A 14,797-nucleotide genomic window follows, 5' to 3' on the forward strand; every position below is an offset into this window, starting at 1 on the left:
CCACGACCAGCTGCAGCAGGACCAGTTCCTCAACTACTGGTTCAACGACATGAAGGTCGAATACGACTGGGGCAACTTTCTGGAGTTCCCCTACGGCGGTTCCATCACCTGCCGCGGCGGTTCCTACATCGTCACCGGAAGCCGCCCCGAGGACACCGACGACTACGGGCGCACCAGCACCTTCTTCCGCTTCCCGCGCGGTCCGCACCACGACTCGGTGCAGCGCTTCCACGCCGAGGACATCCGCTTCGAGGTGCGCGACCCGGACACCGTCGTGATCGACTGCGCCTGGGACAGCGGCACGGTGCACTTCAACGACTGCGACGACACCGCGCACGCCTTCAAGTCCTTCGCGGCGGACACCAGCCCCCATCGCTACCGCATCGGCTCCCGGGGCCCACTGGTGCGTTACGACTCCTGCCAGCTGTCCGGGCAGCACTCCTACGAGCAGGACGGAGACGGGGCCGGACCCAAGGCCCGCTACGACATGTGCCGCCTCCGCAATCACTCCCAGCAGGACTTCATCAAGGGCGCGGGCGACCGGGTGACATTCGTCGACTCTCTGGAACCCTGAGCGTGCGTCGTGCTTCACGCCGGGGCACCCGATCGTCCACGTCCTCTTCACGGCGAGGCTCTGACCTGCACATACCGCGCTTCGGGGGGGTGGTCGGCGGCCATGCTCCAGCGGCTCTCCTGACCCGGGTGTCAGGATCTTGTCGGAGAGTCGGTAGCTTGGCCCGGTGAGTGAGAAGACCCTGCAACACCGGATCGACGGCCCCGACGACGCCCCCGTACTCGTACTGGGCGCCGCTCTGGGTACCACCTGGCACAGGTGGTAAATCGCGTCTTGTGCGGTCCAGGTGGTCCAGCTCAGGGGGCGTAGGCGCAGGTCAGGGCCTGTGATCCAGGAGCGTCAATGCTGTTGGTGAGACGCGTGTGATATCGCGTGAGAGGTGAGGAACCCCCGTCGGTTTGCCGGCGGGGGTTCCTGCGTTCGGGGAGGAGCCCGGTGGGCCGCCTTTTCCGACACCAGCCGACCTCATTCGGATCCCAATACCTGGCAAGACAGCCGTCGTCTATGCCGAGTCTTCCAGACGGACGGGCCGGATGTCGCGTGGGGAGTCGGCGGAACGCATGGCCCATGAGGCGCGATGCTTGGTAGCAGCGGTGCGGACGTCGATGGGGAAGCAGGCGAGGGCTTTGTGGTCGCCGTCGAGGTGGTCGACCAGCCCCATTTGCCACGGGGCCACCGCCGTTCGCTGATCGTTCGGGGGCGCCGATCCCGGCGAGACTCGTCTGCGTCCGTTGTGCGCATCGTGCCGCCAGCCGGGGCGGCTCTGCCGTTCGACCTTGACTGTTGCATCAAGACCGGACCTGAGGTGTGGGGGCAGTGAACTTTCGCATCGGAGGGTATGGGCGGAACTTATTTGAAGCTCAGTGTGCAGGTGCTCGGCGGTCGCGAACGGCGGATGCCACCGTCAGAGCAGTCCCGGCCAGGATCGGCGCGATCATCGCGGTGAACAGCCAGCCGGATACTTCTGGCTCTGGCGCCGAACGCCACAAGACTGCGCAGCCGATGAGGAACGACATGCCCACACAGGCGTTGAGTGTCAACAACGCCCGGGCGGTCCAGAGGGCGGAGGCGCGTGTGCGAGGCCGGTTGAGCGACGACCTCACGAGCCCGTTGCCGAAGGGCGCAACGCCGTCAGGGAGTTCGGCGCTTGGAGTTACCCGCAGTGTCAGCTCTGCGCAGGCGGTCAGCAGAACAGTTACACCGCTGTGCACGAATACGAGGACGAAGGCGCTACCGATAGACCGGCTCGTCCAGGCGTCCACCCCATCGGTGCCGATGTGCTGCGGTATCCGGCCCGGCAGATGCGGATAGCGGACGATGCCCCAGACGGACAGTGCGGTCAGAAGAGCGGCGTTGGGGAGGAGCCACAGGCGTACGGGAGATGACAAGACCATGCGGCCGATTGTCCGACGAACGCGCAAGGGTGGGTACCTTTTTGCCGGTGATGGTCGGCTGGAGCGTGGCGGTGGCCAGGCAGACGTCCAGGGCAACGCACCGCAGGGAGTGGTGCGATTCTTGGCGAAGATCTTCGCCAACGGCGCGAGGCCAACGTCTACCGCACACACAAGGAGCTGTGGAGCTACCACTTCCACGGCCCGCTGCCGCGCACCTTCGACGTGAAGGGCAGCAGGAAGAGCTACACCATGAAGCGTGGGGACGATGTGTCGTTGGAAGTCTGTCCGTGACCCCGCGCAGTGGTGGATACCGCTTCGTGAACTGCGAGTTCAAGCCGTAGGCCGGTCGAGTGGTGGGTGGGCGGCACGCGCCGGGCCCGGCGTAGGTATGTGAGAAGGAGAGCTCGTCTTGGCAGCGATGGAGCCTGAAGACCGCTTCGCCCCGATCGACCACGACCTGCGGGTCTGCGGTCTGCGGCCGCGGCTGGTCTTCACCGCCCCACCCGGAGAGGATCCGCAGCAGTGGCGGGACCTGGTCGTCTCCGGAGCGCGCCTGGGACCTCTCGAATTCGAGCCTGCGCTGGACGCCGAGCCCGGCGCGGCTGTGAAGTCGCTGGCATTCCACACCCAGGCGTCCATCCTCGAGAACCTGCAATTGATCGAGGGCGGCCGCGCCTGGCCGGCTTGTCAGGGCAAGCACCGCCATCCCATGGTCCTCGCCTCCGACAGCGAGGGAGCCTGGCCTTATTGGAAGTACCCTAGGGACCCCTCCTACCGCTGGCCGGTCGGGGAGCACCCCGGAACTGCGGATGGGGTGTGACGCAACCTTCCTCGACGCAACCTTCTTCGACACAGCGGCCCTACCCCGGACTGTTGTTGCCCGACGCCATGCCGGCACCGGAGCCTTTACGGCTGCCCGCGACCGGGGTGCCCGGTATGTCGAATTCTGCAAGGTCTACCCGATTCCGCAAGGCTGACATCGTTGAGGGGCCCTGATCTGAGTAAAATTCACCATTGCGCCTATATGGCCTTGCTGGTAGCGTCCCTCTCAAGATCAAAATAGAGCATATTGGGGGATGACTTCGTGAGTATACGAAGCAAGGGGACTTCTGCCGTGATTGCCTTCGCGATGACCAGCGCGATGTGCGGCATCGGCGCGCAAACGGCAAACGCAGCTTCGGTGGAAGGCGCAGGGGGCGCAGCAGTCGCGCGGGCGGCAACGGAAGCGCAGGTCCGCGCTGCTGGAGCTGATGAAATCTGCGCAGTTCTGGGGATTGGCAGTGGCGCGGCAGGACTTTCCAAGGCGCTGGCCAAGGGGGCGTCGTGGGTAGGGATCGGCGCCAGCGTTGGGTGCTATGCGTACACGAAGGCGAAGAACGCTACGCCTGCGCAGAAGCGAGCAGCCATGATGAAGTCGTATCGGAACTACCAGGCGAAGAGTGATCTCGGAAAGCTTGACGCGCTCGGTTACTACTGCCGGAAAAAGGGTGGTGGCGGTGGTGGCGGCACCGACTTCGCCGCCCTTATCGGGTACCGGGATATCAAAATGAAGGGCGTTACCTACACGTGCACCAACATCCGGGACTGAAAGGTCGCCGCGGCCTGGGCCATGGAGAGCGATTCCTGTTCTCCATGGCGCTGGTCGTCGTGAGCTTGCTGTGGATCACACAAGACATGGCTCTATGGGCGACGGTAATGTGTGGAGTCGGCGCAGTGGTGGGTGCGCTGGGGGCGCTTTACTTTGGATGGCGCTACATTCGCTCACGCGGGGACTCGAAATGAGGATTTCTCGGCGATATGGTCTTCGTGATGTGGGCTAGAGGTCGCTTACCGGCCCGGGCCGGACGCCGAGCGGGTGGCCACACACCGCGGTGGTCCAACCCCTCCCTGCCGTGTGCAGCTTCGGGGACGGCATCCCGCCGGACACCCGTGCCCAGTGGCGGACAGACGTCCTCACCCGCCTCACGTCGCCTACGCCAAAGCCCCGGTCGAGCACCTCACCGCCACCTGGCGCCGTGACCTCGTCCGCAACAAACGCTCCGATGCCACGTTCCTCAAAGGCGAGATCGGTTGGCTCGTCCACACCTGGGCGGTCGCCAGGGGCATGCCGACGGATGGCCAGGTGGTCGGCGCGATCAAGCACGGCACGGTACGCGACGCTTCCACCAGCATCAGCACCACACACGACGCCGTCACCTGCACCTAGCGACCGTGGCACTTCCCAGACCGAGAACCCCGCACCGCGCACTGGTGGGGGGCTCTCGCGTGTGCGGACCCGCCCGCCATGTCGTCCCGGCCCCCGGGTGCAGCACACAGCCTCGCGTCGGTCAGCTCGTACACCGCGTCCGCCCTCTATCAGGCGCGCCGCAGGCTCCGCAGGTAGGCGTTGCGCCGACGGGCGATCAGCAGTAGACCGACGGTCGGCCCAAGCACGGTGGTCGCCATGCAGACACCCAGGGCCGTCCCGTTCCCGTAGCCGATGCCGGCGGCGATGAGGCATACGGACAGGAAGCCGACGCCGAAGGCGAGCAGGCCCGGTTTGTGGACGTGGGGCTGCCACAGGACGTACGGACCGGCCGCGCGGGTCGGTGCCGGGCTGGGGAGCGGCTGGGTGACCGGCTCGCCGGCCGGTGCACCCGCGAGCCGGTCCGGAATCGGTCCGTCGGGCGTTGCGCCAACGACGAACCGGCCGTCGTCGAGGACGAGCAGGGCAGGCTCCGACCATCCCGGCTGCCCGTCGGGCCTCGGCCGCCAATACAGCCATCCCGACTGGCTCTCCAGCACTTTCGCGAGAGGCACGGGGTCAAGGCAGCGGTCGATGTACAGGTGTCGGTCGCCGTTGGATGCGGTCAGCCGGAGCGTGGGGTGGAGCCGGCGGTGGCGTTTCGGCCCGTCGGTGCGTCCGGGGCGCGGGAAGTGCAGGCCCGAGCCTGCACCGGTGATGCGTACCCGCAACATGTGGGACCGGCGCGCGATGAGGTCGGCGTTGAAGTGGCGCAGGGAGGTGCCCTCTCGCAGGGCGAGCGCGGCGTAGCCCGCGCAGGCGCCACCGGAGAGTGTCAGGAGCAGGATTTCCTGACCGGATACCGTGCCGTCCCTGAGGGATCGCAGCTCGTCCTGGCTCGGACTCAGGATGGCGCCCGCCGCGGCATTTCGGGAGGAGTGCAGCGCCCAGACCCCGTCACCCTCTCTGAGCGGCTTGGAGGTGGTGACCTCCTCAGTGGTCAGCCGGGTGCCGTCGGTGCCCGGAATGGCCACGGAGACCGAGGAGTTGTAGTGGACGCCGCCGTGATTCTCCTGGGACCGGCTCGTGGAGTGGACGGCTTTGACGGTGAGCCGGGATAGTGCCGGACCGCTGTGGGTGATCTCGGTCAGCTTCGGGGTGGTGTCCACTGCGGAGAACCCCAGCATGGCCAGTGGCACGAACAGGACCCAGAGCGCGAGGCCGACCATGCCGCTGCGCCGCGCCGGCCACCACCGTGCGCGCCCGGCTCGCTCCGGGCTGCGTGCGCGGCGCGGCTCTGTGCTCCCGGCGGGTTTCCGCGCCAGCCACCACCACAACGTGATAGCGCCACCGGAGACCGATAGGCAGGCCAGCAGATCCCAGCGCGGATACGGGGCCACCTTGCGCGCCAGCACACAGACCAGGAACGCGGCGACGCCCGCCCAGGCCACTGCCGAGGCGGACGCCACCGCGCGATCTCGTTCCCTCACCCGAAAACGTCCCTCACGCTTTTCTTTCCCGGGTCACCCGGGGCGACCGTGTCCTTGGATTCTTCCCCGGCATGGGTGAGCGCGTCCTTCAGCGGCTGGCCGGCCACCCCGCCGGCGCCGTAAACGGTGCCGTTGATGATGCCGTCGACCGAGAAATGCGGTCCTTCGCGGCCGGGTGGGAGGTGGGTGTTCGCGGCATGCACCGCGGCGCCACCGGCGGCGCCCGTGGCGCTGTTGACGAGGGCGTTACCGAGGAACTCGCCGCCACTGACGTTCTCCCCCAGTGCGGTCCTGGCGCCGTCGACCGCCAGCCCGCCGGCGACGTTACCGACGCCTCCGCCGAGCATGGCTCCCCGCATTCCGCCGACGACTTTGCCGATACCGAGCGCGGGTCCGGTGCCGGCGAGCGAGGAGAGACCGCCCTGCCAGACCGCGTCGCCGAGGTCGGTCTCGTTGCCCATCAGGCTGTTCGCCATGACCGTGGAGCCGGTATTGCTCGCCCAGGTGACCAGGACGTTCTTCAGGAAGCGGTGTTCCTTCGCCAGGCGGGAGACGGTATTGAATGCCTGGCCGACCTTGCGCAGGATTGTGCCGAGGGTCTTTGCCAATTTGGCTGCTTTGGTTGCCAGTTGGGCGGCTCGGGCGGCCCCCGCGGCCGCCGAGAAACCCATGGTCAGGAATGACAGGCCAACAGAGACACCGATGGAGATACCGATCTCCAGATAGATCTCGTGGATCTGACTGTTGATCTCCTCGATCGCGTCCGCGGCCTCATCGAGACTCTTTGCTGCCGCGGGCAATTGGGGCAAGGTTTTGCCCATCGCCGCGTCGAGGTTTTTCCAGTGTTCCGCAAACGCGTCCGCCGCGGGGCCCTGCCAGTGGGAGTCCAAGGTGCGCTGCACCTCGCGATCCATGTCCTTGAACATGGTCTGGAGGTTTTCGTGGAGGTCCCGCCAGCCTTTGGCCGCCGAGCGCAGAACGTCGGGTTCGCCTCCGGGATTGATGATTTCCAGGCCGGCTTCGTAGACCTGCTCTGCTACGGACTCATCACCGCTCATGCGTGACGTCCCCGGTCGAAGCCGGCAGCCAGGGACTCGTCCGTCCCTGTGGCGTTGTGCTGGACCGTGCGCAGCCCCTCACCGATGTGGTCGAGGTGCTTCCGCAGGGCATGCAGCGACTCCACCATTTCGCGAGACATCTCGATGTAGGCGGACGTGACTTCCTCGGATTCCGTGAGTACACCGAACCCGTCATGAATCACCTCGGAGCCGGTCTTTGCCTGGAATTCCTTGAGGTAGCTCTCCAGGTCCGAACCGTATGTTTCGAAGCTTTTCGCCAGCTTCGAAAGTGCCGCCGCATCCACTAACGACTCACTTTTTGACATAAGTATCCCCCTACTGTTCCAAGGAATGGAAACATGCGGCGCTGGAAGGGCCGTGGCATGGAGTCTAGAAGCGGGGTGATCTTCCGGGGAGGCGGCCATGGGTCTTCTTGTCGGAACCTTTATGGCGGCGGCGCCTGTGCCGGGTAGTCACGTCGAGCGCCTCTGTGCGCACCCGTCCAGCAGGCTTACGGCCGGAGCGATTTGTAGGGCGTCGATCAGAGCTTCGGCCAGAAGGCTGCCGTCGAGGTCGCGCGTTCCTCGCGCAGGGTTGCTTGACCTCCCTGTGCACCTTCGGTCGGCTTGGTGACGTACCCCTTGCTTCGGTATGCAGCGCCGGCACGCAGTTGTAGGCCCGGGTGTGAGTACGGTCCCGTCGAGGTCCTGCCGAAGCCTGTGACGCCGCGACAGGCGAGGGGCCGGGAGCGGTGTCGGCGCTCAGCCGAGTCCCGGGACCTGCGAGATCAGCAGGTCGATGAGTTTGATCCCGATGAACGGGACGATCAGTCCGCCCAGCCCGTAGCGGGTGAGGTTGCGCCGGAGCAGGTCGTGGGCGGAGGCGGGGGTGTAGCGGACGCCGCGCAGAGCGAGGGGGATCAGGGCGATGATGATGAGCGCGTTGAAGATGATCGCTGAGGTGATGGCGGAGGTCGGGCTGTGCAGGCCCATGATGTTGAGGTCGGCGAGGCCCGGGTAGGCGCCGGCGAACATGGCCGGGATGATCGCGAAGTACTTGGCGACGTCGTTGGTGATCGAGAAGGTGGTCAACGCACCCCGGGTGATGAGGAGTTGCTTACCGATCTCGACGATCTCGATGAGCTTGGTCGGGTTGGAGTCCAGGTCCACCATGTTCCCGGCCTCCTTGGCGGCCGAGGTTCCGGTGTTCATGGCGACGCCGACGTCCGCCTGGGCGAGAGCGGGGGCGTCGTTGGTGCCGTCGCCGGTCATCGCGACCAGCTTGCCGCCCTCCTGCTCCTGGGCGATCAGGGCGAGTTTGTCCTCGGGGGTGGCTTCGGCGAGGTAGTCGTCGACGCCTGCTTCCCGGGCGATGGCCTTCGCGGTGAGTGCGTTGTCGCCGGTGACCATCACCGTACGGATGCCCATCCGGCGCAGCTCGGCGAAGCGTTCGCGGATGCCGTCCTTGACGACGTCCTTGAGGTGGATCACGCCGAGCACCCGCGCCCCGTACAGGTCGTGCACAGCGACCAGTAGCGGGGTGCCACCGGACGCGGCGATCGCATCGGTGAACATGCGGGCCTCGGCGGGCACCTGGCCGCCGCGCCCCGTCACCCACTCGATGACCTGGGCGGTCGCCCCTTTGCGGATTGCGCAACCGGCTCCGTCCGCCCAGCGCAGATCGACGCCGCTCATCCGGGTCTGTGCGCTGAAGTCGACGTACTCGGCGTGTCGGAGCTCCCCTTCAGCAGGTGCCCGCAGTCCGTAGGTCTTCTTGGCGAGGACGACGACGGAGCGGCCTTCGGGTGTCTCATCGGCGAGTGAGGAGAGCTGGGCGGAGTCCGCGAGCTGGATTTCATCGGCGTCCGGGAGGGGGACGAAGGCGACGGCCTCGCGGTTGCCGAGGGTGATGGTGCCGGTCTTATCGAGCAGCAGGGTGTTGATGTCTCCGGCGGCCTCGACCGCGCGCCCCGACATGGCCAGGACGTTGCGCTGGACGAGGCGGTCCATACCCGCGATGCCGATCGCGGAGAGCAGCGCGCCGATCGTCGTCGGGATCAGGGTGACGAGGAGGGCGACGAGCACCGCCGTCGACGGGACCGCACCAGCGTAGGAGGCCATCGGCTGCAAGGTGACCACGACGAGGACGAAGACGATGGTGAGCGCGGCGAGCAGGATGTGCAGCGCGATCTCGTTGGGGGTCCGCTGCCGGGTCGCGCCCTCGACAAGCGCGATCATCCGGTCCAGGAAGGACTGCCCGGGGCGGGAGGTGACGCGTACGACGAGGCGGTCGGACAGCACGATGGTGCCGCCGGTGACCCCGGAGCGGTCGCCGCCCGATTCGCGGATGACGGGGGCGGATTCACCGGTGACGGCCGATTCGTCGACCGCGGCGACACCGTCCACTACATCGCCGTCGGCCGGGATCGCCTCGCCCGCCTCGACCAGTACGAAGTCGAAGGGCTGTAGATCGGCGGCGGGTACGGTCTCGGTCTCGGCGGTCCGGAGGTCGATGCCGACCCGCCAGTTGTTACGCAGCCGCCGAGCGGTGATGTCCGTACGGGCATTGCGCAGCGATGCAGCCTGGGCTTTGCCACGGCCCTCTGCGACAGCCTCGGCGAGATTGGCGAAGACGACCGTCAGCCAGAGCCAGCCGCTGATCACCCAGGTGAAGACGGACGGGTTGAGCAGCGCGGAGAGCGTGGTGAGGACCGAGCCGCAGGCCACGACGAACAGCACGGGGTTGGTGGCCAGCGCCCGAGGGTGCAGTTTGCGCAGCGCTTCAGGGAGGGAGGTCAGCAGAGCTCTCGGGTCGAAGAGCCCGCCCGGAGTCCGCCGGCGTCGGCGCCGGCCTCCGGGCGCCGGCCTGCCGTGGGGAGGGCGGGGGCCTGTCCCGGTCGCGGAGGAGGTCGGCGCCGTCGGGGCGTGGGGGGCGGGAGCCATACGGAGACTTTCTGGGAGTGCGGCCTGCTGCGTGGACGGGGGCGGGCAGGACGGCGGACGGGGCGCAGCCGGTGGGCGTGGGCGCTGTCGTCTCGCACGCATCCGTCGACCGCGAGGGAATCTACGGCTTTGCAGAGCGGTACAGGCTCCGTTACGTACGGTATTTGCGGCTCTCTTACGTGCCGACATATGCCGGGGACTCCAGCGGCGGTTCCGGGGGCGCTCCGAGCCGGTCGCCCATACGCAGCCTTGACGCCGAACTGGTGTGCGCACCGGAACCGCGCGCCCCAACCCGGCAATCCTGATGACGTGACGTCAACTCTCCAACTGCGTATGCCAGTCGGGCAACGCTCCCAGCACATGGTGATCTGCGGCGACGACGGGCTCGCACGTCGCCTGGCGGTGATGCTGGACGCGGTGTGCGGTGAGGCGGTCACGGTCGTGCTGCCCTCGCGGCGTGAGGGGCACGCGCCGGAGATCGCCGCGCTGCACCGGGATCCGCAGTCGCCGGTCGAGCTGGTTGTGGCCGCTCGGCCCGACGAACTGACGCTGCGTGCCGCCGGGGTGGAGCGGGCCGCCGCGCTCGCCCTCACCTACCGCGACGACCAGGTCAATGTCACCGCCGCGCTGCTCGCCCGCACCCTCAACCCGACCATCCGCCTGGTCATCCGCATGTACAACCGGGAGCGCGGTCAGCACCTCGAACGGCTGCTGGACCGCGCCGTGTCGGCGCTCAGCCGGAACGAGGACCTGGCACTGGACATGTCCACCACTGTGCTGTCCGACACCGACACCGCGGTGCCCGAGCTGGTGGCCGCCGCTGCGGTCGGCAGGGGGCACACGCTCCAGGTCGAGGGCCAGGTCTTCCGCGGCGTGGTCCGCCCGGCCCGTACTCCGCCGCACCCCGCCGACCTGGCCACCCTCGCCGTGCTGTCCGGCGCCCACCAGGACGACCCGGCCAGCGAGGACAGCCCCGAGACCCCCGGCGAAGAGGGCACCCAACTGCTGCCCGACACGGTCACCTCCTACCATCGCCAGTTCACCCACGGCCGGCTGATGCTGGAAGAAGTCACCCACCACCACCCGCCCGAGTCCCCGCCGCACGCCCGGCGCAGCTACGGCGCCTGGCTCCGGGACAGGCTGGCGCATCTGCCGTGGACGGTGTTCCTTTCCCGCGAGGTCATCGCCGTCTTCGGTGCGCTGGCCGCGATCGTGCTGGTGCTGGCCGGTGCCACCGCCCTGGCCGAGCCCGGACCGCTGTGGAAGTCGCTCTACCTGCCGCTGCTGGACATCTTCACCATGGGTGACCCGGCGACCGACGAGTCCCCGGCCCGCCGGGTACTCCAACTCATCGCCGGCTTCGTGGGCCTGGCCGTACTGCCACTCGTGGTCGCCGCGACGATGAACGCGACCGACGCCTTCCGCAGGGCCTCGGTCGGGCACCCGCCGGCCGAGGGCCTGACCGACCACATCGTGCTCGTCGGCCTCGGCAAAATCGGCACCCGCGTACTGGCCCAGCTGCGCACCACCGAACATCACGTGGTGGTGATAGAACGCGATCCCGGTGCCCGTGGCGTAGCCCTCGCCCGTGAACTCGGCGTTCCCCTGCTGCTGGAGGACGCCGGCGCGCCCGGTGTGCTCGACCGGGCGCGTATCCGCCAGAGCAAATCACTGCTGGTGCTGACTCGTGACGACGGCGAGAACCTCGACATCGCCATGGCGGCCCGCGAGAGCAATCCCCAGGTGAGGGTGGTGATGCGGCTCTACGACGACGACTTCGCGGCTACCGTCTCCCGTACGATGCGCGCCTCCTATCCCAACGCCACCACCCGCAGCCGCTCCGTCTCGGCACTCGCCGCGCCCTCCTTCGCCGCCGCCATGATGGGACGTCACGTCCTGGGCATCATGCCGGTCGAGCGCGGCTCGCTCCTGTTCACCACCGTCGATGTCGCCGGTCACCCGGAGCTGGAGGGACGCTCCGTCCACCAGGCGTTCCGCGAGAACGAATGGCGGGTCCTGGCCATCGGCCCTGCGACGACACCCCCATCGTCGGTTCCGACGGACACACTGGGCGGTGGCCTCCGCCTCGACCGGCCGGGCTTCGACTGGCGCCCCGCGCACGGCCGGATCCTGCGCGCCGGTGACCGGGTCGTGGTGGCGTCGACCCGCCGGGGCCTGGACTTCCTGATGACCGGTGTGCAGCCGCATCAGGACGACCCTCGCAGGTGAACGGGACCGGCCCTGCCCTCGGACGGACGCGCGGGAGGTCCTACGAGGTGACCGAGGCCGGAAGATCGGCACTGGCGGACCGGTATCCGGCGGTGGTGGGGACCGTGAGGACCATGGTCATGCCGCCGCCGGGCGTGTCCTCGGCGTCGAGGGTGCCGCCGATGGCCTCGGCGAAGCCGCGGGCGACCGCCAGGCCCAGGCCGACACCGGCGCCGCGCGGGGCGTCGCCGTAGCGCTGGAAGGGCTCGAAGATGCGGTCCTTGGCGTCGTCGGGGACGCCGGGGCCGCGGTCGGCGACGCGGATCTCGACGCGGTCGCCGAGCGTGCTGGCGGACACGAGAACGGTCTCGCCGTCGGGGCTGTACTTCACGGCGTTCTCGACGAGGTTGGCGACCGAGCGTTCCAGCAGCCCCGGATCGACCGCGACGATCGGCAGCTCCTCGGGGATGTCGAGGGTGACGCTCCCCTCCGGCACGCCGCCGAGCGCCATCGGCACCACCTCGTCGAGGTCGATCTCGCGGATCAGCGGCGTGACGGTGCCGGTCTGCAGCCGGGACATGTCGAGCAGGTTGCCGACGAGCTGGTCGAGGCGGTCGGCGCCCTCCTCGATGCCCGCGAGGAGTTCGGCCTGGTCCTCGTCGGACCACTCGATGTCGTCGGAGCGCAGGGACGTGACCGACGCCTTGATGCCGGCGAGAGGGGTGCGCAGGTCGTGGCTGACGGCGGCGAGCAAGGCGGTGCGGATACGGTTGCCCTCGGCCAGTTTGCGGGCCTGGTCGGCCTGGGACTTAAGGCGCTGGCGGTCGAGGACGACGGCGGCCTGCGCCGCGAAGGCGGACAGGACACGGCGGTCCTCGGCAGGCAGGACCCGGCCCGAGAGCGCCAGCGCCAGGTGGTCGCCGACCGGCATGTCGACGTCCGCGTCCTCGGGGCGTGCGAGCGGACCGGCGTCGCCCACGCTGCCCGAGCAGGTCCAAGGAGCCGTCTCGCTCTCCCGCTCCAGAAGCGCCACCGCATCCATCGCGAAGGTCTCGCGTACCCGCTCCAGGAGGGCATCCAGGGTGGTCTCACCGCGCAGCACGCTGCCCGCCAGGAAAGACAGGATCTCCGACTCGGCGCGCAGACGGGCCGCTTGATGGGTGCGCCGGGCCGCGAGGTCGACGACGGAGGCCACCGAGACCGCCACCATCAGGAAGATGACCAGCGCCAGGAGGTTCTTGGGGTCCGCGATGGTGATCCGGCCCACCGGCGGCGTGAAGAACCAGTTCAGCAGCAGCGAGCCCACCATGGCCGATGCCAACGCCGGCAGCAGCCCGCCCAGCAGCGCCGCCGCTACCGTCAGCGTCAGGAACAGCAGCACATCGTTGGCGAGCCCCAGACCTGCCCCGACCTGCAGCAACAGCAGCGTCAGCAGCGCAGGTCCGGCCACGCCGGTCAGCCAGCCCCAGATGATGCGGGACCTGCCCAGCCGTGCGCCGCGGGCGACGGGGAGCCCGCGGCCCTTGGCGGCTTCCTCGTGGGTGACGATGTGGACATCGAGGTCGGGCCCCGAATCCACGGCGACGGTCGCGCCGACGCCGGGGCCGAAGATGTACTGCCACGCCTTGCGGCGGGAGGTCCCCAGCACGATCTGGGTGGCGTTCACCCCGCGGGCGAATTCGAGGAGTGCGGAAGGTATGTCCTCCCCCAGGACGTGGTGGAAGGTGCCGCCCAGTTCCTCGACGAGGGTGCGCTGGACGGCGAGTTCCTTGGGCGAGCCGGAGGCCAGTCCGTCACTGCGGGCGATGTAGACGGCAAGCACCTCGCCGCCCGCGCCCTTCTCAGCCAGGCGGGCGGCGCGCCGGATGAGCGTACGGCCCTCGCTGCCGCCCGTCAGGCCAACCACAATGCGCTCACGCGAGCCCCAGATCTTCGAGACCTGGTGTTCGCTGCGGTACTCCTGGAGGTACTCGTCGACCCGGTCGGCCACCCACAGCAGCGCCAGCTCGCGCAGCGCGGTGAGGTTGCCCGGCCGGAAGTAGTTCGACAACGCCGCATCGACCTTGTCGGACTTGTAGATGTTGCCGTGCGCCATACGGCGGCGCAGCGCGTGGGGCGACATGTCGACCAGCTCGATCTGGTCGGCGCGGCGCACCACCTCGTCGGGAACGGTCTCCTTCTGCCGGACACCCGTGATCGACTCGACGATGTCGCCGAGCGATTCCAGATGCTGGATGTTCACCGTCGAGATCACATGGATGCCGGCTTCCAGCAACTCCTCGACGTCCTGCCAGCGCTTGGTGTTGCGCGAACCGGGCACGTTGGTGTGCGCCAGCTCGTCGACCAGCGCCACGGCCGGCCTCCGCTCCAGGATCGTGTCCACGTCCATCTCGGTGAAGACCGTGTCGCGGTACTCCAGGTCCCGGCGCTGGATCTGCTCCAGACCGTGCAGCATCACCTCGGTCCGGGGCCGGCCGTGGTGCTCGACGAAGGCGACCACGCAGTCCGTGCCGCGCTCCACGCGCCGATGCGCCTCGGACAGCATCGCGTACGTCTTGCCAACGCCCGGTGCCGCGCCGAGATATATCCGAAGCTTGCCGCGTCCCACGTGATCCCACTCCCCGTGTCGTGTTGGTCAAGGGCCGGAGCCCGGGTGGTCAGGCGTCGAAGCGGTAGCCCATACCGGGCGCGGTGAAGAAGTGCCTCAGATGCGCCGGTTCGGCTTCCAGTTCGCGCCTGAGCTGCGCCATGTAGACGCGAAGATAGCCGGTCCGCGCGCGGTGTGCGGGCCCCACACATCGCCGCCGTCCATGTCCGGCATCTGGAGGTCGAGCAGAATGACTGCCTGCCGGTCGTAGGCGAGGACCGCAGCGCTGGGGGGGGGGGGGGGGGGGGGGGGGGGGGAAA

General features: G+C 68.3%; 12 protein-coding genes and 2 pseudogenes. 6 read left to right on the plus strand and 8 right to left on the minus strand.

What is annotated here, in order from left to right; translation table 11 throughout:
- Both AC3EUV_RS37115 and AC3EUV_RS37120 read left to right on the plus strand, forming a co-directional pair.
- Positions 1 to 574: pseudogene (locus tag AC3EUV_RS37115) on the plus strand (glycosyl hydrolase family 28-related protein); the annotation flags it as partial.
- Between the two features lie 166 nt (positions 575 to 740).
- On the plus strand, positions 741 to 839 hold the full coding sequence (locus AC3EUV_RS37120; RefSeq protein ID WP_367215544.1) for a 3-oxoadipate enol-lactone hydrolase: 99 nt from the start codon (positions 741 to 743) through the stop codon (positions 837 to 839).
- Positions 840 to 1,076: 237 nt separating this feature from the next.
- Here AC3EUV_RS37120 and AC3EUV_RS37125 read toward each other — a convergent pair whose 3' ends face one another.
- On the minus strand, positions 1,077 to 1,250 hold the full coding sequence (locus AC3EUV_RS37125; protein WP_432146979.1) for a hypothetical protein: 174 nt from the start codon (positions 1,248 to 1,250) through the stop codon (positions 1,077 to 1,079).
- Positions 1,251 to 1,434: 184 nt separating this feature from the next.
- The gene (locus AC3EUV_RS37130; protein WP_432146980.1) at positions 1,435 to 1,968 is read right to left on the minus strand and encodes a DUF1648 domain-containing protein; all 534 of its coding nucleotides are present in this window, start codon (positions 1,966 to 1,968) and stop codon (positions 1,435 to 1,437) included.
- 409 nt (positions 1,969 to 2,377) lie between these two features.
- Here AC3EUV_RS37130 and AC3EUV_RS37135 point away from each other — a divergent pair, with 409 nt between their 5' ends.
- From AC3EUV_RS37135 to AC3EUV_RS37145, 3 genes are all read left to right on the plus strand, one after another.
- Positions 2,378 to 2,788 (plus strand): hypothetical protein, encoded by a 411-nt coding sequence (locus tag AC3EUV_RS37135; protein ID WP_432146981.1) that lies wholly within the window; start codon positions 2,378 to 2,380, stop codon positions 2,786 to 2,788.
- A gap of 294 nt (positions 2,789 to 3,082) precedes the next feature.
- Positions 3,083 to 3,556 (plus strand): hypothetical protein, encoded by a 474-nt coding sequence (locus AC3EUV_RS37140; RefSeq protein ID WP_435604811.1) that lies wholly within the window; start codon positions 3,083 to 3,085, stop codon positions 3,554 to 3,556.
- A gap of 348 nt (positions 3,557 to 3,904) precedes the next feature.
- Complete coding sequence (locus AC3EUV_RS37145) at positions 3,905 to 4,174, plus strand: hypothetical protein (RefSeq protein WP_432146983.1); 270 nt, start codon at positions 3,905 to 3,907, stop codon at positions 4,172 to 4,174.
- Positions 4,175 to 4,323: 149 nt separating this feature from the next.
- On the opposite strand, the gene AC3EUV_RS37150 is transcribed toward AC3EUV_RS37145, so the two are convergent.
- The 4 genes from AC3EUV_RS37150 to kdpB all read right to left on the minus strand — a co-directional run bounded on the left by AC3EUV_RS37150 (position 4,324) and on the right by kdpB (position 9,682).
- Positions 4,324 to 5,682 carry a hypothetical protein gene (locus AC3EUV_RS37150; protein WP_432146984.1) on the minus strand — a complete coding sequence of 453 codons (1,359 nt, stop codon included), beginning with the start codon at positions 5,680 to 5,682 and terminating at the stop codon, positions 4,324 to 4,326.
- Positions 5,679 to 6,740: a WXG100 family type VII secretion target gene (locus AC3EUV_RS37155; protein WP_432146985.1), complete on the minus strand. Its 1,062-nt coding sequence runs from the start codon at positions 6,738 to 6,740 to the stop codon at positions 5,679 to 5,681. The genes AC3EUV_RS37150 and AC3EUV_RS37155 overlap by 4 nt, the downstream gene beginning before the upstream one ends.
- A complete protein-coding gene (locus AC3EUV_RS37160; protein WP_435604812.1) occupies positions 6,737 to 7,045 on the minus strand; it encodes a hypothetical protein in 309 nt (102 codons plus the stop codon). Before AC3EUV_RS37160 ends, AC3EUV_RS37155 begins: the two co-directional genes overlap by 4 nt.
- Before the next feature lie 456 nt (positions 7,046 to 7,501).
- Positions 7,502 to 9,682 carry a potassium-transporting ATPase subunit KdpB gene (gene kdpB, locus AC3EUV_RS37165; protein WP_435604813.1) on the minus strand — a complete coding sequence of 727 codons (2,181 nt, stop codon included), beginning with the start codon at positions 9,680 to 9,682 and terminating at the stop codon, positions 7,502 to 7,504.
- 309 nt (positions 9,683 to 9,991) lie between these two features.
- On the opposite strand from kdpB, the gene AC3EUV_RS37170 reads away from it, so the two are divergent.
- On the plus strand, positions 9,992 to 11,911 hold the full coding sequence (locus tag AC3EUV_RS37170) for an NAD-binding protein (RefSeq protein ID WP_488187996.1): 1,920 nt from the start codon (positions 9,992 to 9,994) through the stop codon (positions 11,909 to 11,911).
- Between the two features lie 40 nt (positions 11,912 to 11,951).
- Here the strand turns inward: AC3EUV_RS37170 and AC3EUV_RS37175 are convergent, their stop codons facing one another.
- Together AC3EUV_RS37175 and AC3EUV_RS37180 are read right to left on the minus strand one after the other, a co-directional pair.
- A complete protein-coding gene (locus AC3EUV_RS37175; protein WP_432146989.1) occupies positions 11,952 to 14,498 on the minus strand; it encodes a DUF4118 domain-containing protein in 2,547 nt (848 codons plus the stop codon).
- A 49-nt stretch (positions 14,499 to 14,547) separates the two neighbouring features.
- Positions 14,548 to 14,661, minus strand: a pseudogene (locus AC3EUV_RS37180) (DNA-binding response regulator); the annotation flags it as partial.
- Positions 14,662 to 14,797: the final 136 nt, after the last annotated feature.

The organism is Streptomyces sp. bgisy130 (assembly GCF_057708345.1).